Genomic DNA, 25914 nt, shown 5'->3' with positions numbered 1-25914 from the left:
GCGCCGACCCGTTCAGGTTTGAAAGGAGGGGCACTAGTGAAGGCTTTGGTCACCGGGGGAGCAGGGTTTATTGGTTCCCAGCTGGTACGTGCGCTTGCTGACTCGGGCATCAGAGTACATGTGCTGGATAATCTGACGACCGGGAATGCTGCAAATGTAGATCCGCGCGCGGTCATGCATATTGCAGATATTCGCAGCTCTGAAGCCAGGACGCTGCTGATTCGGGAAAGCCCGGACATTGTGTTTCATTTGGCTGCACAGGCTGATGTGCAGCAATCCATCCATCACCCCGACGAGGATGCGGATGTGAATGTGCTGGGGACGATTCATTTGTTGCAGGCTTGTCGTGAAGCGGGTGTATCGAAAATCATATTTGCCTCCACATCCGGCGTATACGGAGAGCTGCAAAAGCAATGTATTCAGGAAGACGATCCCGTGGAGCCTATTTCAGGCTATGGGCTGTCCAAGCTGACCGCAGAATCGTATATTCGTCTTTTTTATCGCTTGTATGGCTTGAACTACACGATTTTGCGTTACGGAAATGTGTATGGCCCCGGCCAGGCTGCGAAGGGAGAGGGCGGTGTAGTCGCTATTTTTATGGACCGGCTGAAAAAAGGCAGCCCCTTGCTCATTCACGGCGACGGGACGCAAACCCGTGACTTTGTGTACGTCAAGGATGTAGTCCGAGCCAATATGGCGGCTATACATGCAGCGGATCAACGCACAGTGCATGTAAGTACGGGACGAACGACGTCCATCAATCGGCTGGCCTACGATTTACTAAAGCTGCACGGTTCGTCTGTGCGGCCTGTGTATTCACCAGCGCGGGCGGGAGACATTCACCATAGCTGTCTGAGCAACGCAGTCGCCAGACATTGGCTTCATTGGGAACCGCTATACGGGATCTCTGCCGGTCTAAAGGAAACGTACGTGAGCAGTATGGGCACAGACAAAGAAGGCATCTAGGGCTAACGAGCGCGAGGATCAAAAAAAAGAGACTGAGGGAACTCTCAGCCTCTTTTCAGTTTGAACAGAAATTATAGGTTCTCACCAGCCAGCTTGAAGGCTTGATCGAGGACAGCCGCACCGTTTCCTCTACCGTAAGCCAACGTGTCAATAACATCTACAGGGATGCCATAGGGAGCTGCAATTTCAGTTACTGGCTTTTTACGCATCCGCACCTGAGGTCCGAGTAAAATAGCAATCACAGGATCTGTCATGCCTTCCAGCTCTTCTTTAATGGTGCTTTCGGGGATCGCTTCGATGTTCAATTCTATGGATCTTGCTGCGGCTTCTTTTTTCATCTTGGAAACCAGAATGGATGTCGACATCCCCGCAGAGCATGCCAGAATGATTTTTTTCATATCAAGAGCGCCTCCAGAAATTTATTTTAACTACTTATACTCTTCATCCAGATTAGCAACAAACAAGCGTTCCTTGATAACAGCTTGATACCAGTAGCCGGATTTCTTCAAATGCCGACTTCGATCATTTTCCAGGTTAATTTCCACCAGTCCATAGCGATTTTTAAAAGCATTCATAGGAGAAACGTTGTCTATGAAGGCCCACAGCATATAACCTGTACAGTTGGAACCTGCTTCTACAGCTTGTAGCGTGTAGTATAAATGCTCAGTTATAAAGTCAATACGATAGTCGTCCTGAATGATGTGTTCCTCATTTTTAAAAGCAGCTTCATTTTCAATCCCCATGCCATTTTCCGCAACAAACCACTCGATATTGTGATATTCGTTCTTAATGCGCATTCCCATATCGTAAATAATTTTAGGATAAATCTCCCAGCCCCGTGACTTGTTCATTCTTTTACCCGGAAGGTCGAAATGCTCGTAGTAGTAAGAGGGGTGAAAAGGAATGTTTTCGTTCCACGCTTTACTCTGCGCTTTGACCCGGTGGGGATAATAGAGATTGATTCCAACGTAGTCAACGGTATTTTCCTTAATCAAGGCCAGTTCCTCCGCCGTAGCTTCAAAGGCAATATCATGCTTGCTCATGAGCTCGAACAATTCTTGCGGGTATTCGCCTTTAATAAGCGGGTCCAGAAATACTCGATTGTAAAATAGATCATACACATGTGCTGCATACTGGTCATGAGGGGCACTGGAGCGGGCATAAGTCACTTCGGGATTCAGAATTACCCCTATTTTAGCCCCGTTCTCACTATAATTTTTGACTTTGAAAAGCTGTACACACTTCGCGGTAGCCAGCGTTTTGTTATAGTTCCATTGCATCCACTTCCGCGTATTTTGTTCATAGGGATAGCGAAGGGCATCTAGATAGACACGAGTTTGTACAACAATGGGCTCATTAAACGTAAACCAGTGCTTGACCCGATCCCCGTACCGTTCAAACACTTTTTCCGCATATTTTACAAACAGCTCTACTACATGCTTGGAAGACCAGCCCTCATATTTGTCCAGCAGGTAGGCGGGTACCTCATAGTGTTCCAGACAAATCATCGGCTCGACTCCGCTCGCAATCAGCTCATCAATGACCCGACCCATATAATCCGCATACGTTTCATCCACCACTACATTCTCATAATCCGTTAAGAAGCGGGACCAATTAATAGAAGTACGATAATGGGTTAAGCCAATCTGCTTCATCAGCGCAATATCTTCGGTATAGCGATTATAAAAGTCGGTTGCAACCGCGGGTCCATATCCATTGTGCCAGACATAGCGGTCATTTTTGTACCATTGGTCCAGGAATGAGTCCTGACCTTCTTTTTTACCGCTCCATCCCTCTGTCTGCCAGGCGGAAGCCGCTGCACCCATGATGAAATTCGATGGAATTTGTATCGTATGTTTAGCCATGACATGTTTCTCCTTTTCATTGTATAAAGAATGCGTTTTCAATTAATTAGTGTATTTCTATAGTAGCGCATTATTCAGTCGTTCGCTTGTTGGCAATTTTGACGAACGGGAAATAAATGATAATCGCTACCACAATGCAAATGATCTGAGTGACGACGGCTCCAATGCTTCCACCTGTAGACAGGTAGGCATTAATAATAGGCGGAGTAGTCCATGGAACCATGACGACGGCTTTACCTGCAAATCCAAGCAACGTCGAGAAGTAACCAATCGTTCCTGTGATGAGCGGAGTAATAATGAAAGGGATAGCCATCAATGGATTCAACATAATCGGAAGTCCGAAAATGACAGGCTCATTAATATTAAACAGACCTGGGCCGAGCGAAAGCTTTGTTATTTCCTTCATATCTTCACGCTTGGAAGCGATCATAATACAAATCAAGAGGGCTAGCGTAATCCCTGAACCACCGATACTCATGTATACGTCCCAGAAAGGCATCGTAATAATGTTCGGAATGGGCAGTCCTTGCTCATAAGCAGTCATGTTGACAGTAATCGCGCCAAGCAGCAGGGGTTCACGAATGGGCTTTACCATTTGGTTTCCGTGGATACCGATCACCCAGAAGATTTGCGCAACCAGCATCAGCACCAGTATACCTGGCAGTCCCTGTACTACGGCCTCCAGAGGTTTTTGCACCACATTATAGACAGCATCGTACAGATAGAGTCCCGTAAACTTATGAAAAAAGAATCCAAACATGGAGAAGACAGTCACCGTAATAATGGTAGGAATGAGTGCGGAGAAAGAAACGGCCACATTGCTGGGAACACTTTCAGGCATTTTGATTTTTAGCTTGTCGGACTTACCCAGTTTGCTGTATAGCTCGACGGACAGGATGCTTATGAAAATCCCTAAAAACAAGCTCTTGGTATCCGTAAATTGACGGGCTATGACGTCTGTTACTTTTTGCATGTCACCGTTAACCATCAACTCTATCGTGGTTGGTGTCACAGAGATAAAACAGATTAAAGCAAGCAAACCGGGGAAAAGATTTTTCTCACCATTAATTTTTCCTAGCTCCAGACCAATCATGAAAACAGCCAGAATGGTAAGGATATTCAAGCTGGCATAGTTAATGCCTGAGAAAATCGGTTTGTACTCAGCCAGGAATGAGAATGGCCTAAAATGGGCCAAACCATTGACTGGGTCCATGACCATATTGGAAATCAGTACAGCAAAGGCACCGACAATAATAACGGGCATCAATGTGATAAAAGCTGATTTGATCGCTATAATATATTTAAAATTGTTGATTGCATTTGCTACCGATGTGAGGCCGTCAACCAGTTTGTCTTTGAATGCCATGGGATAGCGTCCCTCCCTCTACGATTTCGGTACGAATTGATCCATGCGTTCATACAGGTCTACAAACTCTGAGGCCATATCGCGAATGGTGATGGCATTCATCAAATGATCTTGAGCATGTACCATCATGACAGACATCTCTGTTTTTTCACCCGCTGCTTCCTTACGGATGATTCTGGTTTGAATCTTGTGGGAGGACACCAGTTCTTTTTTTGCTGAGGCTAATTCTTCTTTGGCTTCACGAAATTTCCCCGCCTTTGCAAGCTCAATCGCCTCCATGGCGGAGCTGCGTGCATTCCCTGCGTATAATATAATTTGGAATACAATCTCTGTATCATCCATGTCCTCCATGTTCACGTCGTGCTCTGTAGATTCATCATGATTCACGTGATCCTCTCTCCTTTCAATCATCTCGTTCATATGGCTATTATAATTTGGAATCGCTTTCAACATAACGCACATTATTTCCTCTTCTTAACGGAAATCAATCGTTCTTCATACTCCTCATGTTCAACCATTTTTGTGCAACACTTCTATGAATTCTGTATACGATTTGCAGCGAATAAGCTGCTGGACGAGCTGTTCATTATTTAAAATTTCAAGCAAAATATGATACATAGTCTGTAAATCTTCTGATTTGGTGCGCTGTATACAGAGCATACAAATAAACTGTACCGGCTTGCCATTCCAATCGATTGCTTTTTGTAATGTACAGATGGCCCAAAACGTGGAATCTGCGAAAGGTTCCATCGGATGCGGGATCGCGACAAAGTTGCCAAATGAAGTGGGGGAAACGGCTTCACGCTCTATTACAGATTGCAGCAGGGGGCCTTTTACAAGATCTGCTTCGTGTATTTTTTCGGCTATAAATTCAAGCACTTGGAGTTTGTTCTCAAACTTCTGCTGAAGAAAGACCAATTTTTTTCGTACATACTGCACAGCAGGAAGTCTGGCCTCAGAAATGGCTTGCTCAATTTTCGTAATATCGGAACTGCCCAAAAATGTATTCACATGGATCATGGGGATAGAAAGCGGTTCTGAAATGGGAATCGTGCTAATGACAAAGTCCAGTGTATCCAACGGCATTTGTCTCAGCTTATAAAATTCAGTGGTTCCCACGATATCTAACCTTGAACCGAAGACCGATTGAAGCTTGTAATACAGCAGCTTAGCGCTGCCGAGTCCAGAAGCACATACGATCATACACTTTTTGGGCGCGTCCTCCATTTTCTTTCTTTCCATCGCGACTCCGATATGAATGGCTAAATACCCAATTTCATTTTCCTCGATGTGTATATGAAGCCGCTGCTTGATGACCTCCGCAGCAATGATACCTGCTTCAAAGGCAAGCGGGTAATTGGCTTTGATTTCATCCAGCATAGGATTACGCAAATTCATTCCATAATGATAACGGTTGATCACCGGTTTGAGGTGAAGGCAAAATGCAATTAGCAGTTCTTGATCGTTATGAATGTTCATTTTCAACTGCTGATCAATTTGGTCTAGTATTTCGATAGTCAGTTCGTAGATATCTTTATCAATGATCTTTTTAATCTCCACTTCATCCATACGTGCACTAACGACGGTCCTTACACCCAACAGGTGAACAGCAATGTACGCAACTTCAACAAGTGGAAAGGAGGGCTTCATGTTTTGTTCCAAGGCGGATACGATCTCAGTCGCCACCCTAAACTCTTTTTGTGCTTCGATTTTTTTCATCTCTTGCGGATAATACGACACATACCTTTCTTCGCGAATTCGCTTACATGCTATAGCAATATGAATGACCAGATTGTTCAGGGCAATGTCCGACAACTGAATATCATGGAACTCAATACGATCCAGAATCACTTCTCTTATGAATTCCATCTCTTCGTTAGAGATCAGAGGAGGGTGGGACATCTGCTGCTCGCCTATTTCATCTGTCCTACTGAATATATAGTCGGAAATGCAATAACGCAGCTTGGCCTCATTTCCTTTGACTCGAATACCATGATAGGGTTTATTCTCCAGAGATAGTCCGTAAGTTGCCAGCAGCTTGCGCAGTTCTTTGAGGTCATTCTGTAAAGTAGATCGACTAACATACAGCATTTCGGCTAAATCATCAAGTTTGACATATGCGTTGGTAAGCAATAGCTTTTTCATTAAAAAACGATTTCTAGCTTCAGAAGAACTCGCTAATGGATAGGGCACATTATTTTCATCATCCTTTAATTGCTTCAGCAGATGATGAAATGCTTGTTCGTCCCGAATCTCTAACTTGTAGCCTGTTCCTTTAAGGGGTTTAACTGCTGCTCCATGCTTTGACAACAGCGCACCCAATTCCTTTAAATCCGTTCGTATCGTTCGAGAAGATACCTTCAATGCATTTGCCAAGTGTTCTCCTTTGACCATCTGTTCAGCAACCAATATACGAAGAATATCAAAAATACGCACAACGAGCCCCCTTTCTTAGCTGTTTCTGATGAACAGTATACAACGGTTAGAGCGTAACCAAAAGAAGGGTTGACAACAGCGTGAATCCTAGATGATCTTGACACACTCGCAGATTCAGCGATATAGTAGATACAATAAGTCTTTGATTGAGGTGTAGTTATGAAATTTACAAAAGCAACGAATTATGCTCTGCACACTATGCTCATGCTCGTTACTGATTCGTCGGTTAAGCCGGTAGGTGTTCAGCAACTGGCCGAATCCCAAAATGTTTCACCAACTTATCTTTCAAAAATTTTGACGAGGCTTGTGAAGGCTGGAATGATCGAATCCGTTTCTGGAGCCAATGGAGGCTATCGCCTATCCCGTCATAAAGATGACATTACCTTTTTGGATATTATCCATGCCATTGAAGGAACCAATTCTTTGTTTGAATGTGATTTCGTCCACGGTTCTGAGTGCCTGATTCAAGCTGTAATGAGGGAAGCAGAGGAGAAAATGGAACGACATCTAAAAAATACGAAATTGGTCGATTTGGCACAAAAGCAAACGCAAGTTTAAAAGGTAGCGACTTTATATAGAAAGAGAGTGTTTGCCAGTTATGTAAAGCGTTTTTTTTTGTTTTATTGGAGATATAAAGAGTCTTTAATATCTTTTAAAAGGAGTTGGGTGTTGTGATGTACGATTGCGCTATTATTGGCGGAGGGCCCGCCGGATTGAATGCAGCCCTCGTGCTTGGCAGGGCCAGAAGAAGTGTGGCTTTGATTGATAATAATCGGCCCAGAAATGCGGTTACGCATGCGTCGCACGGTTTTATTACAAGAGATGGCGTAACGCCGGCCGAGTTCCGCCGTGTAGCTTATGAGGAAGTGTTGCGTTATCCGTCTGTCCGTCATCTGCAAACCGAGGTTGTTTCGATTACAAAAAACGAATCTGGATTTGAGGTGCTTGATTCGTCAGGCCTTCGCGTTCAAGCGCGAAAATTGATATTGGCGACGGGCGTAAAGGAGATATTCCCCGAGGTCGAAGGTTTTTATCCGTTATACGGAAAAAGTTTATTTAATTGCCCTTATTGCGACGGCTGGGAGTTGCGGGATCAACCGCTTGTCCTCGTCTCTGAATCGGCGGCTATATTTCATACAGCCAAACTACTCCTTAATTGGAGCAAGGATTTGATCGTCTGTACGAACGGTCATGCATCCCTGTCGGACGAGCAAAAAGAACGGCTTCAATCCAAGGGGATAGTAGTAATGGAGCAACCTGTTGCGGCGTTCATCGGTCACAATGGAAAGCTTGAGCACGTGCGCTTTACGGATGGCATTCAAGTCCCGAGGATCGGTGGCTTCGTGACTCCCCAGTTTGTACAAAGTGCACCGTTTGGAGAACATTTGGGCTGTGAAAGAACGGAGTCGGGCGGGATCAAGACGGATGAAGCGGGGAGAACCTCCATACCTGGTGTATATGCTGCTGGGGATTCATCGTACTTCATGCCTTCTCAGTTGATTTTTGCGGCCGCCGACGGCAGTCGAGCCGCTGCGAGCGTAAATATGGATTTAACAGAGGAAGATTTCAACGAATGACGAGAATTTGGAAATGTCCAATATTGAAGATCAGGTAGATTCCAATATTCAAGAATAAAAAAGGCAAGATAAAGCTGACGATGCCCCGTATATAAAAAGGGTTGTCGTCAGCTATTTTTTTAATTACCACACACCTAGCGTGTTCATCATCTGTCTGAAGGAACGCACATATTTATCCGGTGCCAACAGGTTAACGATTCGCGCCAGTCCTTTTTTGCGGATAGATTCGCGTTGAGGTACGTTGTTCATCAGGTCTAGTCCTTGCAGTATCGCCTGCAAGATGTCTCCCTGCTGATAAAATTTACCGGTTTCGTTGTGGTCAATGAATGCTCGTACTCCGTCTGAATCAGAGCTTAATACCGGGCAACGACAGGCCATCGCCTCAGCTACCGCATAGCCAAAGCCCTCCACCAGCGAGGTCGATAGCAGGTAGCCGCCTGAGTCGCCAATCATGGAGTAATATAGGGGCATTTTGGCATGAGGCACGCTTTTAAAACGCTCGATAATCGTGGACATGCCAAGCTGAGCAAGCATGTTCTCAAATTGTATTTTATCCTCCGGCTGAGACAAGGTGTCATCATAAAACATCCAGATTCGAAGATCCGCACGGTTTTGCAGCATCCAGTAAGAAATATCGACAAAATGCCTCCAGTTCTTGTTGGGCTCCAACCGTCCAACCCATGCAATGACCGGACTAGCCGGAGGAGTATTAGGTACATAATTAAATACGCGGGTATCCAGTACATTTGGGAATACAAAACGATTAATCCACGGACACATGGTGGAGAAAAGATTCACTAAATGAGTCGTATCTGGTAGGAGTACTGCATCGGTGTAATTTTGAAGATACGGAGCCGCATCCGCGACTACCCATGCCGCTTCCTCTTGTGGGCCAAAGCCTTGCGATTCATAGATTAATTTCCCCTGATAACCCAACATTCGCAGTCTGGGAAGCATAGGATAATCCGATGAGACAATGATGGTATCATAGCAATGCGTCATTATCAGCATTCGAATTTCTTCTTCGGAGGAAGTCATGAACACCGGGATATCGCCGTGCAGGTTTTGCATCCCTGTACCGTGCTGATAATAGAGAAGATGACATTCAATCCCGTCCTGAATGAGCGCTTTACAGCGTTGACGGTTCAAGGTTTCCACGCCGCCGCTGGGTATATAAAAAGTAAATAGAACTTTGATCTCAATAACCTCCTTTGCCAACCACAAGCTCTAATACCAAGTTATTCAACCAACAGGACGGGGTGTGGGTTTCTATGGAAGCCTGGATTGAATTAGCGCATAATTATGACTAAGGCGAGAATCTTCCGGGGAGCGTTCTGTTGCTTCTTTCGCAAATTCACATGCTTTGTGTAAAAGGCCTAACTCGTAGCAAGCGAGGGCACCGAGATCATACAGTGTAGCGTCCCAGCAAAATCCCTCTTGCATGTACGTATCCGGTCGTGTTGAAATTCGCAGCGCTTCTTCAACCATATGATAGACGGCAGGCCAGTTCCGCGTATGATAGGCAAGCTGGGCCATTTCCGTGTAAGGTTCACATAAATACGGGGCTTCCGCAATAGCCCGGTATAACCAACGTGTTGCCTCCTGCCATTGTTCACTTGCTTTATAGGCTCTAGAAATAAAGCGCATCGAAGCGCTGCGTTCATCTGCCCAGCGCGCCTGCGGCATGGCAAGATGTTGTTGCAGCGTAGCAATGCACTCGTCCCAACGGCCATGATACATATATTCCCGCCCCAAGTAATGCATGTTGCGGTCATCCGCGGGAAACTCGCGCACAGACTGCTCCAACAGTGGAAGGTATTGGCTGCAGGACTTGTGCGGATCGGGATCATGATACAAGCGGAGCTGGTCTGATCGGATGCTGCGTTCTTTACCCTCTCCGATATATTCAAGCACCTCGTGAACCGGGCGTACCCAGCGGTACCCGTGACGAGTGTGTATTTTTTCTTTCCAGAACCATGTATAAACGGTATCTTGCCCAGGCTGTCCATGTGTAAAGGCATATAGCATCCGGGTAGTTCCTTCCTTCTAGTTGCGTTCCAGCCGCGACCGCCAATCCTCCTCCCAGACTTCGTCCAGATCCGTACAGACACAAATATCTATATCATCAGGGACCAGCCGTAGGGACTCATTGCGAGCTTTGTCAAAACGCCAAGGAGTTACCTCTATACGATGCACCTCTGCACCCGCTTCGCGTAGCAGGGAAACAGTATCGTCTGTAGAGCCGGTGTCCGCTACAATGACAACATCGGCTTCACGCATGGTGTGCATCCAGCGTTTGGCGAATCGGGCTTCATTTTTGCTAATGGCATAGACAGCTATTTTGTACCGATTCGATTGTTGCATTCCGCTTGCTCCTCCTCTGACTTACTTAAAGATTAAGGGGGGAGTGTGGGGGACATTTTTATTGGGGAGGATTCAGGATTGAGCTGAAGAACTGTCGATTATGCAGGACGTGCGGGTCGTTGGGAATGTAAATGGCAGCTTGCTCGTTGTGCCAATTTGCACGTGTGTAATCCTTCATCCGAAAATGGCAAATGCATAGCTGGATATGAGGAAACCACGTTTGGTACGCGTCTTGTACCGGGCCCATCGTGTCGGGAGGATTCAGAGTGGTAGCCATGTCGTACCAGTAAATAGCTTTGGAGATCTCATTTTTATGCAAAAAATAATGACCCATCTGACAGCACAGATCAGCCCTGGGCGTATCGAAGGTCAAACTATGGAGAGCCGCCGTAATGCTTTGCTCCAGCTTGCCAAGCTGTTGTAGACAATCAGCCATTTTGTTACATGCACTAATCGCGTCCTCTGCCCAGCCTGCTCATATCTTTTATTGTCTCTTAACTCGTTAGCGTAATAGTAGAGGTCACGAGGAGAGAAGGTATGACCTTGGGCGAGCAATTTCTCATAGATTCGCAGGTTTCGTCCTGGAGAGACCGTGTGTGTTCTAGTGTGAGTTATGGCGATATCGGCATGTTGAATATTCCCGTTTACGGCGAGGTACTCATGTACGGCTCCGTGCCAAGGGAACCCGGCTGACCTTCTAACTAAGCGGTTTCGACGAAAATGTAGGGTGACATTGCCATGATCATCAAAGGCATAATGATAATTCATAGACACGGAATCCACGATTGGTGTGGCTGAGGAATCAAGGGTTTGCTTCAGCTCAAGCAGCTTGACGGCGTCCTGTTCCTTCAAAATATCATCGGCATCCAGCCAGAGAATGTACTCCTGCGTAGCTTGCTCAAACGAATAGTTACGTGCAAAGGCAAAATGATCTACCCATTCAAATACATAAAGTTAGATTCAAAAGAGGTCTGATTATAGAAGCCCTGCCACAATCGCGGCAGGGCAAGGATGGCAAAGTCATAACTTGCTGGGCGGCTTTGTCGATAGAGAATGGCCTATAATATAGGCTTTGCCATGTCCCGTTCACAGCGTCTGGCAATGTACCTGCACTCAAATAGGTAGTAAGCCCCGTGCCAAGGAAGCTAAAGGTTGCGTCATAGTAATACAGAAAGGTGTTAACTTGAGGACTGGACAGGCTTCCTATTTTTGCAGTTGAAAGACTTAACGTATAGCTTTCGCCTGGTGCAGCAAAAACGACCTGGGAAAGAGATGCATCTACTGCGCCTCCTGCCAGAATCGCACTATAAAAGTTTGTCTTTTTACAGATAAGTTAGTGACAGTTACATTGATAGAGCTCCAAAAAAGGGTTGATCCGATCTCGAAGTCGCCGTTAGAAACTAGATTGGTAAACAATACACTCATCGCTTTTATACACTCCCTTCTACGTTGTAATGATAGCCAGATGCGAATCCATACCTTAGCGAACCGTACAAGTTTACGAGGGTAGATGTGTAATTTCGTGTTCACATTTCAGACACAATATTTTAAGCTTCTATTTAAGTGGTGTTAAGCTGGAGTTATATGTGGGGGATTATCATTAGAATTTAAAAGTGTAGCATGAGGTGCGGGGAGACCGCTCCGCGAAGGTTTTGGGCTTCTGATCGCTGGCGCTTCTCCAGCTTCAAATCCTCCGCTTCGCTGCTACCCGCTACTGATGCAACATTTTAGGTGGGAGGGAAGTAGGGGAGTAGCAGGGAAAAGATTACGATAAAGGAAAGGGTGGAACATGTGCTCAAAGTGCAGCAGGTAAGCAAGTGGTATGAGGGCAACCGGGGTGTACATAAGCTGGATTTTGAAATGCAGCGCGGTGAAATTGTTGGTTTCCTGGGGCCGAATGGTGCGGGTAAAACGACAACCATGCGCATGATTACAGGGTATCTTCAACCCAACGAGGGAGTGATTACGATTGATGGTATCCCGATTCAGGATAAGGGCAGACAAGCTCGTTCCAAAATCGGTTATCTGCCGGAGACGCCCCCTTTGTATGAGGATATGTCCGTAAGATCCTATTTGAAGTTTGTAGCTAGTATTCGTGACGTGCCTGCGAGAGAGCAGAAGCTGCGTATTTCGGAGATGATGTCCCGACTGGGACTGAATGGGCGGGAAAAACAATTAGTCCGCAGTTTGTCAAAAGGGTATAAACAGCGCTTGGGACTGGCAGGTGCGATTATTCATAACCCGGATTTACTGGTGCTCGATGAACCGACCTCAGGTTTGGACCCCAATCAGATTTTGGAGATTCGTCAGCTCATTCAGGAGATTGGCGAAAATCATACGGTATTGCTAAGTACGCATATATTGCCTGAGGTAGATGCGTTATGCAATCGTGTTCTCATCATCCATGAAGGCAAACTGGTCATGGATGGGCGCCCTGACGCGCTCGGCGGTTCGATGGAAGATGGATTCAAGGTGAAGGTGGAGGTTAAAGGCAAGCGTGAACAGGTGCTGGATGTCCTGCGTACTTGGGGAAAAGTAGAGGTTGAATCTATGGCGACCACGCAGCCTCCAGCGAACACGAAGCTGACTGCCGCAGAGCCAGAACTGACCGGATTGCTACTCACAGGAGCCTCCGGTGAGGATTTTCGCGAAGAACTATTTTATGTGCTGTCTGATGCGAAGCTTCCGATTTTGGAGATGAAAAAAGAAAGCCTTAGCTTGGAAAATATCTTCCAGCAGTTAACGACCCGCGAGACGGGAGAAGGCCAGGTCGGCGATCCAGCAGTACAAGACCTACATTCCTCGGAAACTACAGCACCTACGGCCATCACGGTGGAGCATGGAGAAGCTGCGTCCAGCAACGATAAGACTGAAGAAGATAAGCATACAGGAGGTAATCGGTCATGAGGCGTTTGTTCGCGGTCTGTCAAAAAGAGCTGCAAGCCTATCTGTGGACACCAACAACGTATTTTGCGCTTGCAGTGTACATGCTGCTGACGGGGTTACTTTTTTATACCAATTTTGTGATGTATCAGCCTAGCATTCTGGACTATCGGCTGGTACTCGGCGACACCTTGTCCATGCTGGTGTTCGTCGTCCCATTACTCACGATGAGGCTGGTTGCGGAGGAATTCAGGCAAGGTACGGATGAACTGCTGCTTACCTCACCTGTGAGTGTGACGGAAATGATCGTGGGTAAATTTTTGGCGTCGTTGGGCATGTTGCTCATATTAGTGCTGTGTAGTCTAGCGTATCCGGTCGTGATGTCCTTTTATGGGTCGCTGGATTGGACGCTGGTATTAACATCTGTGATCGGTCTGTTTATGCTTGGCGCAGCCATGATGGCGATCGGCTTATTCGCTTCGACGCTTTCACAGCATCAGATGATGTCGGCGGTCGTCAGTTTTATTATTTTACTTGTGTTCTGGATGCTGGATTCGTTTGGTGGACAGACGGGTGCATCTGCGGCGGTACAGCAATGGCTGGAACCTTTTTCACTAACCGCACGGTTTGACAGTTTCACCAAAGGATTGCTGAATGGAGCCGATGTGATGTACTACGTGACGGTGGCGGTACTCTTTTTGTTATTCAGCATCCAAGTGGTTGAACGGAAACGGTGGAGGTAATGAATATGAAAAAATGGCTGGGTCATACCAATAGTGTGGTACTATCGATTGCTGCTGTAGGGATTTTTATTTTATTGACGTTATTTCTGCGTTCGCTGGGTGGCTTTCAACTGGATCTGACGGCAGGGAAGCAGTATACGCTGTCTGACCAAACGTTGACGACCATCCAGGATATAAAGGAAGACGTACGATTGATTGCCTTTACCGTATCCACCTCGCAAAATCAGAAGCTGAACCGGGATGTTACGGATATGCTGAATGAATACGCCAAGCGTAACAGCAAGCTCAAGGTCGAGCAATACGATCTGAATCAGGAACCGATACTGGCCAAGCAATATGGTGTTACTGCAGCGTCTATTGTGTTGGTGCAGGGGGAGAAGAAACGGGTTATAGATATTGGGAGTCTATTTACGCAAGCTCAGGGGAGTGGTGAAGGGGCATACCAATTTACGGGGGAAGAAAAGCTGACGAGTGGATTGTTGGGATTATCATCTACCCGTCAAGGAAAAGTGGCCTTTCTAACTGGACATGAGGAAATCCCATTGTCCCAAATGACTGAATTAAGTAGCTCACTGTCACAAGATAATGTGAAAACAGAGGAAGTTCAGCTCAATCAGGCGGGTAGTGTATCCAAAGATGCGTCTGTATTGGCTATTGTTGGACCAGAACGTGATATCAGTGCAACAGAACTGAAGAGTATTCGTACGTATCTGAATGGTGGCGGAAAGCTTTTTATGGCACTAGGCTTTCACCCGAACATGGGGTCCGATTGGAAAAACCTTGATGCATTAGCGGCTGATTATGGAGTGAAGGACACTCATGCCATCGTGGTGGATCAAGAACAGACGAATACACTTGGACCGCTATGGACGGTTCCTACCTTCGGCAGTCATGCGATCACCGATAAGTTGGCGGCTTCCAATCTGTACCCTGTTCTTTCATTGTCTATTGCTTTGCAGGCAGGAGAGCAGAAGGATTGGAAGACGACGCTTTTGATGAAATCTTCTGGAGCTAGCTATGGTGAAACGAATATCCAAGGTCTGCTGAACAACGAAACACAGAAGGATGACAAGGACCCGCAGGGGCCGCTGGATCTCGGTTATGCGGTAGAAGGGAAAGACGGCAAGCCCAAAGCCGTTATTCTCGGAACGTCTGCCCTCTTAAGCGACACTGAGATCGGCACAGGAGGCAATCGAGACTTTGTGCTGAACAGTCTGAATTATGTGCAGGAGCATTCTGATGGGCTCACTATTCGTCCTCGTCAGGAGCAGGATTATAAGGTAGCTTACTTGACTCCTGCACAAGCGAAAACGATATTGACCATATCTGTCATCGGATTGCCGTTGCTGTTCGCGGTCATCGGAATCTTATTATGGTGGAGGCGAAGAAGAGCATGAGAAAATGGATACCCACAGTGCTGCTGTTAGTTGTATTGGGAGCGGGTATAATCTATGCAAAGAGCCAAAACTTTTTTCATGAACAAGCGCCGGCTGCTCGTCAGCTGATTCAGCTTACGCAAGAGAATATTACGTCTTTCGCAATCACTGGAAAGGACGGCAAGTCGGTGGAACTTGAACAACATGATGGCCAATGGAGTATGAGCAAGCCACGGACCTACCCGCTAAACCAATATACAATAGACAATTGGCTAGCGGCGATTCAAAATGTAAAGTTGGGTGAAGTGGTGGAATCTTCCCCTACAGACGTAGCCAAATATGGGATCTCCGCTACCCATGATCAGATTGAGATAAAGACCAAGCAGGGTGACGTTCGTACCTTTGCTTTCGGTGAAACGTTGCCTTCCGGAGATGCTGTTTATGTATTATCAGACCGAAAAGAGATAGCTTCTGTACCTATAGATACTCTTTCAGGGTTATTGCTGGGTGCTGAAGACTTTATAGATACAACGCCGTTCGATTGGGACGATACCAAGCTGAGCGGAATAGAGTGGGAAGGCCAAAATGCTTCATGGATGCTCAAATCCTCCGGTAACAGCGGGACCGGAGACAGTGCCTCCACATCTTGGACGCTGAACGGAAAGTCAGTAGCCAGTGACACGGCGACTTCCCTCTCGCAGCAGATCAAAAACCTGACTAGCAGTCAGGCCTTGCGCAAAGCCTCTGAGCTGAGCAAGCCTGTCCACCGCTTTACGCTAAGTGTATCGCTGGGTAAGGATGATTCCCAGCTGGTCTATCAGGGCTGGACGCTTAAAGATGATCCAGATACCGTATGGGTTGTACCGCCACAAAGTAACTGGGCTTATGGTCTGTCAGTATCTGACGTGAACCGTACTGAACAGAATGCCCACGACCAAGCTCAGGCTGGAAAATAACCATTAGTAATTAAATTAGCTGCACAAAGAGGCTCCAACGGCGGATGATCGTCGTCTGGAGCTTCTTTGTGTTTGTTATTCGTCAGGTTTGCTGCTTTTGGAAGAAGAATTGTTAGTGTCGTTTAATTCTTGGATAACCTGAATCAGCTCATGAAGTGAGAGATCCAGCTTGTCCAGCTTTTCCTCCATCGTGTGCAGGATGTGCCGCAACAAAATAAAACAAAGTCCAGCCGGAAAGCCTACGTTGGTAACCAGAGAAAGAGCATCATCCATTTGCAATGTATTCCCTCCTTTTTAGCCGTATATAAAGGAAGGTAAATTAAAAGAACCATATACAACTGATTGTAAAAATAGTATAATAAATAAGAACAAGTGTTCTGATTATGGTTGTAAAATAGGTTTGGAAATTACCCTATAGTATGAGGATTAGAAAAAGTCAAATCCAAAGAGAAAGGGTGATTTACAATGGATCAGTCTCAGCTAACATTGGTAGAACAATATCGAAAGAAGCTGTACCGCATTGCCTGGAGAATCCAGTATCGTGCTCGGGTACAAACCAATCATGAATTTGTAATGGAAAAGAACGAAGCCGTCAGCGCCCCATCTTTTACAGAATCTTCAAACTCTCATATGTACACACTACAGCTTATCAACTCTCTATCTTCTGAGATCGGAAAAATGATCATCTTTGACCTTTACATACTAGATAAAACCGAAGCACAGATTGCAAAAGAGTTAAAGCTATCCCAACAGGCGGTGAATAAATGGAAAAAGAAAATGCTCAAAGAGTTATTTCGGATGCTGAGTTCGTCCAATTGCTAAAATTAGTACAAAGTGGAGATCAGGAGGCCATGTATAGGATACTTCAATTGTTCGAGGAAGACATTCAAAAGACCAGTCGATATATTCGTATGTCCCGTGAAGATGCTGTCCAAAGCATTGTGACTGATTTTATAGAAGAACTGCGACAAGAGTTAAAAACAGTTCCATAGAAAAGTGGACAATGGATATAGCCTTGGCTATCCTTATCCATAGGTTTACTTATTTAACGGAGGGCTTATAAGTTTATGAGTGATAACAGGGCTTCTTTTGAGAAAAGTATGAAGATGTACCCAGTCAACAGTATTCGTTCCAATGTCATCATTCTTGTTTTATTACTGTTAGATCTGTTTCTGGTTATCCCCTTAGTGGGGAATCCATACATTGCAGTTTACGTTTATGTATTGTTGCCACCGATTGTTATGATAAACATATGGGCCCTTGTACTGGTCATCCTGCCACGCAAATTGCAGTTGAATTACATTTTATTCCGTGGTGTATTTGGTTTGATTTGTTCTATTGGCTTCATGATCATGACACAAAAGTTTGCTTATGGCATGTTGGGTCTGGATACTTCATGGTATTTTATAGGTTCCTTTGCCCTTTATGGAGTCGCCTTGTATTACTTTATAAAATATAATTTGGCGAAATTCAAAGATCCTTCAAATCATAAGAAGAAACCAAAGTTTAAGGAAAAAAACAAGCGTGAGTCTGTAGTGACGATCACCACATTTACTGGGGCAGGTTATCTGATAGCTAATGTTTCCCTCGGATTTGCTACACAACAATTAGTTGCCACAGTATTGATCAGTGTATACTCGATGCTGGCATTTGTTCTTTTTCATTTTATTATGGATTTACACCGCTACTATTGGCTTCATAAGCTGAGGAATCAGACAACAGATTGAACACAATGAAAAAAAGCCTGCAAATGCCCCAACTTAATAGGGATTCACAGGCTTTTTAGGCTGTAGATTTATTTAGTCGACATACTTGTTGCCGTCTGCATCAATATAAATGGATTGAACAGCTGTACGGCGGTACGGATAACCTGCCTCTGTGGTGCCGCTAATTTCATAGGTTACAGAATAGATGCCGGGCTTGTCCGCTTTGGATAGCTCAATTTGCCCGTTAGGTTTAACCGTTTTTTGCTGTGCCGTCAAACCTTTAGGTGCAGAAGTGACTCCTTGCTGCGGATCACCATAATATTGAACTTGGTAGGTGACTTGTGTCACGCTGTCCGGGGAATCCTGTGTTTTCAGGTTTAGCTTCGGACCCACTGCATTCAGATTGTATTTCAGTTCAGGAACTTGAACAGCCTGGTAACGTGCAATCAGGAGATACGCTCCTTGATCAGGAACTGTGACGTTCAGTTTATAGGTGCCCGGTTTTGGATTTTGAATGACGGCGTTATGATGCCAGGCACCAGCAAAAATATCGTCATCATAGCCTGCTTTCAGATTAATAATTTCACTAGTACCGTCAGGCTTGGTTAGTTCCAGCTTACTCACACGTTTATCGCTGATCCAGTCCAGATCAATGGATTTGACACCATTTTCAACAGTGAGGGTTTCTGAGGCATGTCCATTATAATCGCCGCCTCGAATAAAGTATGAATTGTCGATCTCGCTATAGGTGGCTTGTACAGCAGAAGCAGTCAGGGAAGATGCTGAAAGTGCTTCAGTTTCCTGATTCAATGCTGGAGTGTTTGCTTGGAGGTAGGGTTGGATCAGGGAGAAAACGTAGGAGCCAGTACGAACCTTGGCATGATCCCAAGATCCGACTTTAACTACACGTCCGCCGGGAAGCTTAGCGTTGTCGACTGTGACCACTCCATCATTCTTACCAAAGGATGAGAGGTAAAGTCCGCCCATTATGTAGGAAGCAGTGCCGCCAGACCAGTTATCACCAGCAAACGTGAAGAATGGAATTGTAGTCGCATTACTGAGTGCATCGGTCTTGGATCGGAAATACTTCATATAAGATGTTTGTAAAGTGGAGGTACCAGGATTTTGTGAGCCGACGATATCTGCCAGCCATCCGGCCCAGCTACTGTAGGCGAGATCTGCAAGTTGTGAGCCATGATGAGGACTGCTGAGGGTGATGACACGTTGTACATAGGGAGCGGCTCCGTTATATACGAGAGCGGTTTGAGTATCCACTCCACCTTTGCTGTGGGCGATAACGATAAGTTTTTTTCCAAAGTGATTACTGATGACCTTAATTTTGTCGGCCAGAAGCTTACCATTGTCCCACATATCTTGGGAGGTGCCATTTGTATCGTACAGATTAATGGTGGCTGTCTGGTATCCGGCGTCACGTGCACGCTGAAGCATATCGTTATTATTCTTGGTCCAGACTTCAGCACTACTGTTCAAACCATGTACGAACAAAAGTGCTGGCTTGGTAGGATCAACGCGATTAGGTGGTGGGCCTTCTACCCAGCTTCCAGCGGGATCTTTCGGGGGTTGGGGGGTAGTGGAACCTGCAAAAGCGCCGACGGGGACAAGAGTTATTGATAACAAAAAAATGAGCATTAAAACAGTGATCTTTTTCAAACTGAAAATCCTCCTTTGTAAAATAAAGTATTTTTCAAGCTTATTATACATGCCATCTTGTGGTAAATCATCAATTGTATTTCATATTTACATTAAAATTTTATTTTTTTAGTCATTTTTTAGTCAGGATATCCCTATGATTCATAGCGCATGATAATCTCGTCACACATTTTATAATGTATGGAGGATGAGTTCATGCCAGGAACTAAGAAGGTCATCAGTTTTACGATTTCTGCTGCTTTACTCGCCAGTATGGCTGCTTTGACCGGGTGCGGAAATGCCGATCATAACGTTCGTACGAACAGTACACGCTATAACGCGCAAAGCACACATCATATGGATGGTGTGAACCGTAATGGTATGGATGGTGTGAATCGTTATGGGGTTAAGTCGAATGGTATGGACGGGATGTCATTGAATGAAAATGGCAACCGAACTGGACATCCAGTCCGTAATCTGCAAGTCGATCGCAATTTGTCCAAACGTATATCTGAGATGCCGGATGTAAAGTCTGCGACAGTGCTGGTCGGTGAACGACATGCCTATGTCGCCGTTTCCTTGAAAGACCAAACCAACGGAACAGGTGTTGGTGCTCCAAGTATTGACGGTACTCCAAGTGCTAATAGTATTGGACGTAACGGTAATGTACCGAGTGTGAATGGCGTTAATGGCACTAGAGGGAACCGTACTACGGATACTACGACGCCTGGAATGACAGACAATGGAGTTACCGGGAATGGACTTACCGGGAATGGAACACCTGCTCGTCGTGATGATGGTTTGTTCGGTACGATGGGTACAGGCTCGTACGGTATGTTGCGTGGCTTAACGGACAACAACAATCGCACAGATAACGGAAACACCACAATCGAGGGAGCAAGAACTGCATATGAACCAAGTGATGCAGTCAAGAGCCGTATCGCGAATAAAGTTAAGCAATTTGCACCTTCGATTGAACAGGTACATGTATCCGCTAACCCGGACTTTGTCAAACAAGCCACTGACTTTACACACAGTGTGCAAAATGGTCATCCGATTAGAGGCTTGAGCAATGGTATGGCGGATGTAATTGAACGTGTATTCCCAACTTCGGCGGCTGATACAAACCGCCCAATGGATAATACAACACCGACACGTCCACAAAATCATACGCCCGCACCGATGAATCATCGCTAATTCAAACCCTATAAGTGTACAATGCCAAAGAAAGAGCTATCCATCTCAGCGAATACGCTGGTGGATAGCTCTTTAGTTTTGGGGAATGATAACTATAACTGAATTATTTGCGCAATCCTTTAATCCATACGCCTTGCAGCTTTAAGTCTCCATCCAGTAACAGGATGTCTGCTTGTTTACCTGCTTCAAGCGAACCTGTCCGATCAGCAATGTGCAAGGATCGAGCCGGATTCAGGCTGGCCATTTGTGATGCTGCGGGAATACTCACACCGACATGTTGAACCAAGTAGCGGAAGCCTTCAATCATCGTTAGTGTGCTTCCAGCCAAAGTGACGCCATCCTCCAGTCGTGCTACACCGCCCTGCACAATCACTGGCAAATCGCCGAGTGTATATTTCCCGTCTTCGAGACCAGTAGCAGACATGGCATCGGTGATGAGAATGAGATTATGATCCTGCTTTAACTTAGCGAGCAGGGAAATGGCGGCGGGATGCACATGAATGCCGTCCGCGATGATTTCTGCTTCAATGCGCGGATCAGCGAGTACGGCTCCAGCGGCTCCCGGCTTGCGATGATGCAACGGAGTCATAGCATTAAACGCATGCACCGCATGGTTCAGCCCTGCCGTCGCTGCCTGTTCAACCTCTTCATACGTAGCATCCGTATGACCGAGAGCTGCGGTAATGCCATGGCTGCGCAGCCATGCAATCAGTTCCAGCGCTCCTTCCCGTTCGGGCGCAAGCGTGAGCTGGCGAACAAGGCCCGGGTAGCGCTGCTCCCATTCTGCTACCCATGAGAGATTCGGTGGCACGATATGTTCCGGGTTTTGCGCTCCCGGCCACTTCGGACTGATGAACGGTCCTTCCAAATGTACGCCCTCCAACTGAGCATAGGGCATAGGTAGTGCCATGTATGCGTAAACTTCACTCAATACCCGATCAATCTGTTCCTTGGGCGCGGTCATCGTGGTAGCCAGCATAGCTGTCGTACCTTGTGAACCGTGAAAGGAGGTGATCGTATCCAGCACCCTCGGATCGGAGTCCATAAAGTCCTCACCGTCCCCGCCGTGAACATGAATATCAATAAAGCCTGGCAGCAGATAGCCTCTTTCCAAACGCACAATTTTGGCGGTTTTCGCTGCGCTTTCTTCCTGATTTGCGAAGACTAACGCTGTCCAATCGGCGGGCAAATTCGCTTCTGAACCAGCGTATACAATGGATTGCCCCTCAATGACGACAACCCCTTTTTCAATGATGTCATTCCCAACGACGACTTGTCCATATAGTAGCTGGGGTACGGTACCACTCATTTCATCTGACTTCAATTGAACCATCCTCCTGCCTCCTGATCTAATAAAATAAGTACGTTGGGGTGGCATTGCAGCAGGGAAGCCGGACACGCTGTCGTGACGGGTCCAGTTAAAGCCTGCTTTATAATGTCAGCCTTATCCGCACCAAAAGCCACCAGTATAATTTGCTTCGCCTTAAGAATCGTGCCTACTCCCATCGTAACTGCTTGCCTGGGTACAGCATCTATATCGCCAAAAAATCGAGCATTCGCCGAACGCGTACTTTCTTTTAAATCTACAACATGTGTGGCTCCAGCCAAGCTGTGACCGGGTTCGTTAAAGCCGATATGTCCATTATGACCAATGCCAAGCAATTGCAGATCCACGGGGCCATGATCCAGAATAGCCTGCTCGTGCGCTGCACATTCTGCTGCCAGATCCAGTGCATTCCCGTCAGGGACACGTGTGTGGGATATCGGAATATCGATATGCTGGAACAAGTGCTCATTCATAAAGCTTCGATAGCTCTGCGGATGTTCTGGGGAAAGACCAACATACTCATCAAGATTCACGGAATAGGCTCGTGCAAAACTGACCTGTCCCTTGCGGTACATATCTGCAAGATGTCGGTAAATGCCAATCGGCGTACTACCGGTGGCCAGGCCAAGCATGGCCTGTGGTTTGGATTGCAGCAAGCTGGCGATCACAGCGGCGGCAGTAGCGTTCAGGTCTTCACGGCTGTTCAAAATGCGTATGTTCATCTTAGTGACCTCCCGGTTGTTTTTTGAGCTTGCTCACTTGTTGATATGAACCTTCCAATCTCGGAATATATTTGTCAAAATCCGCGCTCACCATACCTGTAAACAGAATATCTATGATATGAAGCTGGGCGATGCGGGAGGCCATATCCCCACGTCGCATTCCTTCCTCCAATGAAGAGGAAAATAGCGCAATATCCGCAAGGCCTGCCAGCGTATTGTTTCCGAAGGAGGTCAAGGATAATGTCTTGGCCCCCTGTTCCTTGGCGCAGCGTAGAGCCGCAATGGTCTCCTGGGTTTCCCCTGAATAAGAGACGGCAAAAGCGACATCTTCCGCTCCGAGCGAGGAGGCAGAGGTGATCTGCATATGTGAATCTGCAAAGGCAGTGCTGTTCTTGCCAATACGGATGAGCTTCTGGTAAAAATCCTGCGCCACAATCGACGATGTCGCCATCCCATAGAGATCAATGCGGCTCGTGGCTGACAGCCATGCAATAGCCTGCTCCAGCTTGTCGTAATCCAGCAGTCGGGTCGTGTCCGCAATGGATGCGGTGTGGTTCGCCTGAATAGCTTGCACGATTCGGGAAAGTGAATTTCCGGCGACAATATCCTGATAGGATTCTTCACCATTACGGTTGGAATGGGACAACTCGGCGGCCAGCTTCATTTTGAAATCGGGATAGCCTTTAAAATGTAGTGATTTGCAAAACCGCGTAACGGTCGCTGCACTCACACCACAACGCTCTGACAGCTCCCGAATACCCAGATGCAACACATCTTCCGGGGATTGCAGGATGGATTCCGCCAGCTTGCGCTCCTGTACGGGAAGCTGCTCCAGTCTATGGGCTAATGTATGAAGAATGGGGGACATGAGCTATACTCCTTTGGCTGTAGAGTTTGTATGAAAATAAGTATCGTATATAAGTGGGATATAAAGAAAAATATTTTCATGTGTATTGTAAAATAATTCTGCTGCTCATGCAAGAGATGTGAGAAGAATTTTTATTAAATTTTGCGAAAAAATAGCCAGCGAAAATTGTAGAAGTTATCATACATTAATTTACATATTGCGAGTTTTACTTACAAAACAACCTATTGACTTGTCTCTTCATTGGAGGAGTATAATTGAATAAAGTTCCAGTGAAGGAATTTTTCTAGGAGCTTTCTTTGCAGAGGGCATCGTTGGGTGGAACGAACAGAATCTCATTCACAAGGAGGAGTTTGCTATGCAAAGCCAAGTGATTGAAATGATCAGCGCAGTCAAGGAAGATCCTGAACTGGTCGCAAAGCTGGATGGACATTCGGACATTATTCATGATGCGGGACTGGATTCGTTGCAGTTGGTTCATTTCATGCTGCAAGTGGAGGATGCATTTGATGTGGAGATTGATTTTGATTCCTTTGAACTGGAGCATTTGAGCTCGGTAGATGCGTTTTGCAGCTACATTCAGGGGATCAGCGATGCGGAACAAGCGCCGCATCTGGAGGGAATGGAGACGGTCTGACGTACAGCTAGGTACATGTGCCTGAAAATCCATTAAACGAGGTGTTAGCATGCAGCCCAAAAGCAATGTGCTGATTGATGAGAAAGCGTTCAAGCTCATCAAGCGTAACCTGAAAAACGCTTCTGTATCTTACCGTAACGCCACACAGGACCCTGCTTTCAAAACGGACATGCCCCAGACGATCGGCATTAAGCTGACTAACCGCTGCAACCTGAGATGTACGCACTGCTTTGAATGGAACGAGGAAGGCTACCATCACCAAATGGATAAAGAAGAACAAAACATGGATCTTGCTCCAGACATGCTCCGGCAAATTTTGAGCGAAACCAAGGAAGCCAAGTCCAGACTGTACATGTGGGGCGGCGAACCAATGTTTCATCGGCGTTTTGATGAAATTTTGGACGTGCTGGCGGAAGATCGGCGCGAAATGACCTTTTGTACAAATGGATTACTTATTGATAAATATTTGGACCGGATTTTGGATTTGTCCGAAAATCTGGAGTTATTAATAGCGATTGAAGGTTTTGAAAGAGAACACGACCTAATTCGCGGTAAAGGCACCTTTCAAAAAACAATGCGGCAGATGGATAAGCTGATTGAACTGCGCGACCAGGGATTGTACAAGGGACGGGTAACTGTCCATGCGGTCATTAACGATAACATGATCGGACGGATGTACGAATTTCTGCAAATGCTGGAGGACAAAAGGCTGGATCTGGTGCTGCTGACGTTCCCCTGGTACATTTCCAAAGAAACCTCCCTCAAAATGGATGAATATTTTACACGTAATTTTTCTTGGCTCCGACAACTCGAAGAAAAAAATATTAGTAGCTGGCATGCTTTCAAATATAAAATCAACCCGGATAACATCGATCCTCTGATGCAGGAACTACAGCGGATCAATGAGCGAGTATGGAACATTCGCGTGCGCTATCAGCCCGGTTTGGATTATGAGGAAATTGATAAATTTATACATGGTGAGGAAATGGTCAGCCGTTGTTCCAATCATTGTTTGGCGCTCACCTCCAGAACAGATATTTTACCAGACGGGAAGGTCATGCCTTGCAAATTTTTCAGTGAGTTCACGATTGGAAGCATGCGTGAGCACAGTCTGAAGGAGATATGGAACTCGGATGCGTATGAGAAAACCCGTCAAAAGATTAATCATGAAGGATTGACTCCGGTGTGCTCCAAATGCAGCGTATTGTATCTGCACGGGGCAGGCTCTCTGAAATACATTTAGCTTTCTATGAATGTTGTTTGTTACTGGATGGAAGA

Annotated in this window: 27 protein-coding genes and 1 pseudogene; 14 read left to right on the top strand and 14 right to left on the bottom strand. The window is 46.0% G+C overall.

The window, feature by feature from the left end; translation table 11 throughout:
* Window positions 1-36: 36 nt before the first annotated feature.
* Window positions 37-966, top strand: coding sequence for an NAD-dependent epimerase/dehydratase family protein (locus tag MKY35_RS20675; RefSeq protein ID WP_342444715.1), 930 nt, complete (start codon window positions 37-39; stop codon window positions 964-966).
* A gap of 71 nt (window positions 967-1037) precedes the next feature.
* Here the strand turns inward: MKY35_RS20675 and MKY35_RS20670 are convergent, their stop codons facing one another.
* The 5 genes from MKY35_RS20670 to MKY35_RS20650 form a co-directional block, all read right to left on the bottom strand.
* Entirely contained in the window at window positions 1038-1364 is a 327-nt protein-coding gene (locus MKY35_RS20670; RefSeq protein ID WP_058830457.1) for a PTS sugar transporter subunit IIB, read from the bottom strand.
* Window positions 1365-1394: 30 nt separating this feature from the next.
* Entirely contained in the window at window positions 1395-2831 is a 1437-nt protein-coding gene (locus MKY35_RS20665; RefSeq protein ID WP_342444714.1) for a glycoside hydrolase family 1 protein, read from the bottom strand.
* A gap of 70 nt (window positions 2832-2901) precedes the next feature.
* Window positions 2902-4197 (bottom strand): PTS transporter subunit EIIC, encoded by a 1296-nt coding sequence (locus MKY35_RS20660; RefSeq protein ID WP_342444713.1) that lies wholly within the window; start codon window positions 4195-4197, stop codon window positions 2902-2904.
* Window positions 4198-4215: 18 nt separating this feature from the next.
* The gene (locus MKY35_RS20655) at window positions 4216-4584 is read right to left on the bottom strand and encodes a PTS lactose/cellobiose transporter subunit IIA (RefSeq protein WP_312887696.1); all 369 of its coding nucleotides are present in this window, start codon (window positions 4582-4584) and stop codon (window positions 4216-4218) included.
* A gap of 123 nt (window positions 4585-4707) precedes the next feature.
* Window positions 4708-6633, bottom strand: a complete 1926-nt coding sequence (locus MKY35_RS20650) for a BglG family transcription antiterminator (RefSeq protein WP_342444712.1) — start codon at window positions 6631-6633, stop codon at window positions 4708-4710.
* 159 nt (window positions 6634-6792) lie between these two features.
* On the opposite strand from MKY35_RS20650, the gene MKY35_RS20645 reads away from it, so the two are divergent.
* Window positions 6793-7191 (top strand): RrF2 family transcriptional regulator, encoded by a 399-nt coding sequence (locus MKY35_RS20645; RefSeq protein ID WP_039272647.1) that lies wholly within the window; start codon window positions 6793-6795, stop codon window positions 7189-7191.
* 113 nt (window positions 7192-7304) lie between these two features.
* Entirely contained in the window at window positions 7305-8210 is a 906-nt protein-coding gene (locus MKY35_RS20640) for an NAD(P)/FAD-dependent oxidoreductase (RefSeq protein WP_342444711.1), read from the top strand.
* A gap of 123 nt (window positions 8211-8333) precedes the next feature.
* Here the strand turns inward: MKY35_RS20640 and MKY35_RS20635 are convergent, their stop codons facing one another.
* From MKY35_RS20635 to MKY35_RS20625, 3 genes are read right to left on the bottom strand one after another with little or no spacing between them, the layout of a single operon-like run.
* Window positions 8334-9428 carry a glycosyltransferase family 4 protein gene (locus tag MKY35_RS20635; RefSeq protein WP_342444710.1) on the bottom strand — a complete coding sequence of 365 codons (1095 nt, stop codon included), beginning with the start codon at window positions 9426-9428 and terminating at the stop codon, window positions 8334-8336.
* Window positions 9429-9479: 51 nt separating this feature from the next.
* Complete coding sequence (locus tag MKY35_RS20630; RefSeq protein WP_342444709.1) at window positions 9480-10238, bottom strand: hypothetical protein; 759 nt, start codon at window positions 10236-10238, stop codon at window positions 9480-9482.
* Window positions 10239-10256: 18 nt separating this feature from the next.
* Entirely contained in the window at window positions 10257-10574 is a 318-nt protein-coding gene (locus MKY35_RS20625; RefSeq protein WP_342444708.1) for a glycosyltransferase, read from the bottom strand.
* 543 nt (window positions 10575-11117) lie between these two features.
* On the opposite strand from MKY35_RS20625, the gene MKY35_RS20620 reads away from it, so the two are divergent.
* The gene (locus MKY35_RS20620; protein ID WP_342444707.1) at window positions 11118-11267 is read left to right on the top strand and encodes a hypothetical protein; all 150 of its coding nucleotides are present in this window, start codon (window positions 11118-11120) and stop codon (window positions 11265-11267) included.
* 42 nt (window positions 11268-11309) lie between these two features.
* Here MKY35_RS20620 and MKY35_RS20615 read toward each other — a convergent pair.
* A pseudogene (locus MKY35_RS20615) lies at window positions 11310-11444 on the bottom strand (glycosyl transferase); the annotation flags it as partial.
* Between the two features lie 921 nt (window positions 11445-12365).
* Here MKY35_RS20615 and MKY35_RS20610 point away from each other — a divergent pair.
* The 4 genes from MKY35_RS20610 to MKY35_RS20595 are packed head-to-tail and all read left to right on the top strand — an operon-like array spanning window position 12366 to window position 16532.
* A complete protein-coding gene (locus MKY35_RS20610) occupies window positions 12366-13481 on the top strand; it encodes an ATP-binding cassette domain-containing protein (protein ID WP_342446682.1) in 1116 nt (371 codons plus the stop codon).
* Complete coding sequence (locus tag MKY35_RS20605; RefSeq protein ID WP_029518315.1) at window positions 13478-14200, top strand: ABC transporter permease; 723 nt, start codon at window positions 13478-13480, stop codon at window positions 14198-14200. Before MKY35_RS20610 ends, MKY35_RS20605 begins: the two co-directional genes overlap by 4 nt.
* Window positions 14201-14205: 5 nt before the next feature.
* A complete protein-coding gene (locus MKY35_RS20600; protein ID WP_342444706.1) occupies window positions 14206-15597 on the top strand; it encodes a GldG family protein in 1392 nt (463 codons plus the stop codon).
* Window positions 15594-16532, top strand: coding sequence for a DUF4340 domain-containing protein (locus MKY35_RS20595; RefSeq protein WP_342444705.1), 939 nt, complete (start codon window positions 15594-15596; stop codon window positions 16530-16532). The genes MKY35_RS20600 and MKY35_RS20595 overlap by 4 nt, the downstream gene beginning before the upstream one ends.
* A gap of 75 nt (window positions 16533-16607) precedes the next feature.
* Here the strand turns inward: MKY35_RS20595 and MKY35_RS20590 are convergent, their stop codons facing one another.
* Window positions 16608-16811: a hypothetical protein gene (locus MKY35_RS20590; RefSeq protein ID WP_061828882.1), complete on the bottom strand. Its 204-nt coding sequence runs from the start codon at window positions 16809-16811 to the stop codon at window positions 16608-16610.
* Between the two features lie 186 nt (window positions 16812-16997).
* On the opposite strand from MKY35_RS20590, the gene MKY35_RS20585 reads away from it, so the two are divergent.
* The 3 genes from MKY35_RS20585 (at window position 16998) to MKY35_RS20575 (ending at window position 18259) form a co-directional block, all read left to right on the top strand.
* On the top strand, window positions 16998-17354 hold the full coding sequence (locus tag MKY35_RS20585; protein ID WP_322252298.1) for a sigma-70 family RNA polymerase sigma factor: 357 nt from the start codon (window positions 16998-17000) through the stop codon (window positions 17352-17354).
* Window positions 17355-17383: 29 nt separating this feature from the next.
* Window positions 17384-17524, top strand: coding sequence for a hypothetical protein (locus tag MKY35_RS20580; protein ID WP_238808216.1), 141 nt, complete (start codon window positions 17384-17386; stop codon window positions 17522-17524).
* Between the two features lie 75 nt (window positions 17525-17599).
* Window positions 17600-18259, top strand: a complete 660-nt coding sequence (locus tag MKY35_RS20575; protein ID WP_342444704.1) for a hypothetical protein — start codon at window positions 17600-17602, stop codon at window positions 18257-18259.
* Window positions 18260-18331: 72 nt separating this feature from the next.
* Here the strand turns inward: MKY35_RS20575 and MKY35_RS20570 are convergent, their stop codons facing one another.
* Window positions 18332-19909, bottom strand: a complete 1578-nt coding sequence (locus MKY35_RS20570) for an alpha/beta fold hydrolase (RefSeq protein WP_209949737.1) — start codon at window positions 19907-19909, stop codon at window positions 18332-18334.
* A gap of 195 nt (window positions 19910-20104) precedes the next feature.
* On the opposite strand from MKY35_RS20570, the gene MKY35_RS20565 reads away from it, so the two are divergent.
* Complete coding sequence (locus MKY35_RS20565; RefSeq protein ID WP_342444703.1) at window positions 20105-21085, top strand: YhcN/YlaJ family sporulation lipoprotein; 981 nt, start codon at window positions 20105-20107, stop codon at window positions 21083-21085.
* A 103-nt stretch (window positions 21086-21188) separates the two neighbouring features.
* Here MKY35_RS20565 and nagA read toward each other — a convergent pair whose 3' ends face one another.
* Genes nagA through MKY35_RS20550 form a run of 3 tightly spaced genes read right to left on the bottom strand, consistent with a single transcriptional unit; the run spans window position 21189 to window position 24002 of the window.
* Window positions 21189-22409, bottom strand: coding sequence for an N-acetylglucosamine-6-phosphate deacetylase (gene nagA, locus MKY35_RS20560; protein WP_342446681.1), 1221 nt, complete (start codon window positions 22407-22409; stop codon window positions 21189-21191).
* The gene (gene nagB, locus MKY35_RS20555) at window positions 22406-23134 is read right to left on the bottom strand and encodes a glucosamine-6-phosphate deaminase (RefSeq protein ID WP_342444702.1); all 729 of its coding nucleotides are present in this window, start codon (window positions 23132-23134) and stop codon (window positions 22406-22408) included. The genes nagA and nagB overlap by 4 nt, the downstream gene beginning before the upstream one ends.
* 1 nt (window position 23135) lies before the next feature.
* Window positions 23136-24002 (bottom strand): MurR/RpiR family transcriptional regulator, encoded by an 867-nt coding sequence (locus MKY35_RS20550; RefSeq protein ID WP_342444701.1) that lies wholly within the window; start codon window positions 24000-24002, stop codon window positions 23136-23138.
* Window positions 24003-24357: 355 nt separating this feature from the next.
* Here MKY35_RS20550 and MKY35_RS20545 point away from each other — a divergent pair, with 355 nt between their 5' ends.
* Window positions 24358-24636 carry a phosphopantetheine-binding protein gene (locus MKY35_RS20545; protein WP_013311713.1) on the top strand — a complete coding sequence of 93 codons (279 nt, stop codon included), beginning with the start codon at window positions 24358-24360 and terminating at the stop codon, window positions 24634-24636.
* Window positions 24637-24685: 49 nt separating this feature from the next.
* The gene (locus MKY35_RS20540; protein WP_322158141.1) at window positions 24686-25879 is read left to right on the top strand and encodes a radical SAM protein; all 1194 of its coding nucleotides are present in this window, start codon (window positions 24686-24688) and stop codon (window positions 25877-25879) included.
* Window positions 25880-25914: the final 35 nt, after the last annotated feature.

Origin of the sequence: Paenibacillus sp. FSL L8-0638 (assembly GCF_038593075.1) — a bacterium.
Classification (GTDB): Bacteria; Bacillota; Bacilli; order Paenibacillales; family Paenibacillaceae; genus Paenibacillus; species Paenibacillus polymyxa_D.
Note: the sequence above shows the minus strand (reverse complement) of the source record. Positions and strands in the feature narration are given on the sequence as shown.

Bases quoted from the DNA above. Each gene is read 5' to 3' on its own strand.
- MKY35_RS20670 (WP_058830457.1), bottom strand. From the start codon at position 1,364: ATGAAAAAAATCATTCTGGCATGCTCTGCGGGGATGTCGACATCCATT.
- MKY35_RS20665 (WP_342444714.1), bottom strand. From the start codon at position 2,831: ATGGCTAAACATACGATACAAATTCCATCGAATTTCATCATGGGTGCA.
- MKY35_RS20660 (WP_342444713.1), bottom strand. From the start codon at position 4,197: ATGGCATTCAAAGACAAACTGGTTGACGGCCTCACATCGGTAGCAAAT.
- MKY35_RS20645 (WP_039272647.1), top strand. From the start codon at position 6,793: ATGAAATTTACAAAAGCAACGAATTATGCTCTGCACACTATGCTCATG.
- MKY35_RS20630 (WP_342444709.1), bottom strand. From the start codon at position 10,238: ATGCTATATGCCTTTACACATGGACAGCCTGGGCAAGATACCGTTTAT.
- MKY35_RS20625 (WP_342444708.1), bottom strand. From the start codon at position 10,574: ATGCAACAATCGAATCGGTACAAAATAGCTGTCTATGCCATTAGCAAA.
- MKY35_RS20605 (WP_029518315.1), top strand. From the start codon at position 13,478: ATGAGGCGTTTGTTCGCGGTCTGTCAAAAAGAGCTGCAAGCCTATCTG.
- MKY35_RS20600 (WP_342444706.1), top strand. From the start codon at position 14,206: ATGAAAAAATGGCTGGGTCATACCAATAGTGTGGTACTATCGATTGCT.
- MKY35_RS20595 (WP_342444705.1), top strand. From the start codon at position 15,594: ATGAGAAAATGGATACCCACAGTGCTGCTGTTAGTTGTATTGGGAGCG.
- MKY35_RS20585 (WP_322252298.1), top strand. From the start codon at position 16,998: ATGGATCAGTCTCAGCTAACATTGGTAGAACAATATCGAAAGAAGCTG.
- MKY35_RS20580 (WP_238808216.1), top strand. From the start codon at position 17,384: ATGTATAGGATACTTCAATTGTTCGAGGAAGACATTCAAAAGACCAGT.
- MKY35_RS20575 (WP_342444704.1), top strand. From the start codon at position 17,600: ATGAGTGATAACAGGGCTTCTTTTGAGAAAAGTATGAAGATGTACCCA.
- MKY35_RS20565 (WP_342444703.1), top strand. From the start codon at position 20,105: ATGCCAGGAACTAAGAAGGTCATCAGTTTTACGATTTCTGCTGCTTTA.
- nagB (WP_342444702.1), bottom strand. From the start codon at position 23,134: ATGAACATACGCATTTTGAACAGCCGTGAAGACCTGAACGCTACTGCC.
- MKY35_RS20550 (WP_342444701.1), bottom strand. From the start codon at position 24,002: ATGTCCCCCATTCTTCATACATTAGCCCATAGACTGGAGCAGCTTCCC.
- MKY35_RS20545 (WP_013311713.1), top strand. From the start codon at position 24,358: ATGCAAAGCCAAGTGATTGAAATGATCAGCGCAGTCAAGGAAGATCCT.
- MKY35_RS20540 (WP_322158141.1), top strand. From the start codon at position 24,686: ATGCAGCCCAAAAGCAATGTGCTGATTGATGAGAAAGCGTTCAAGCTC.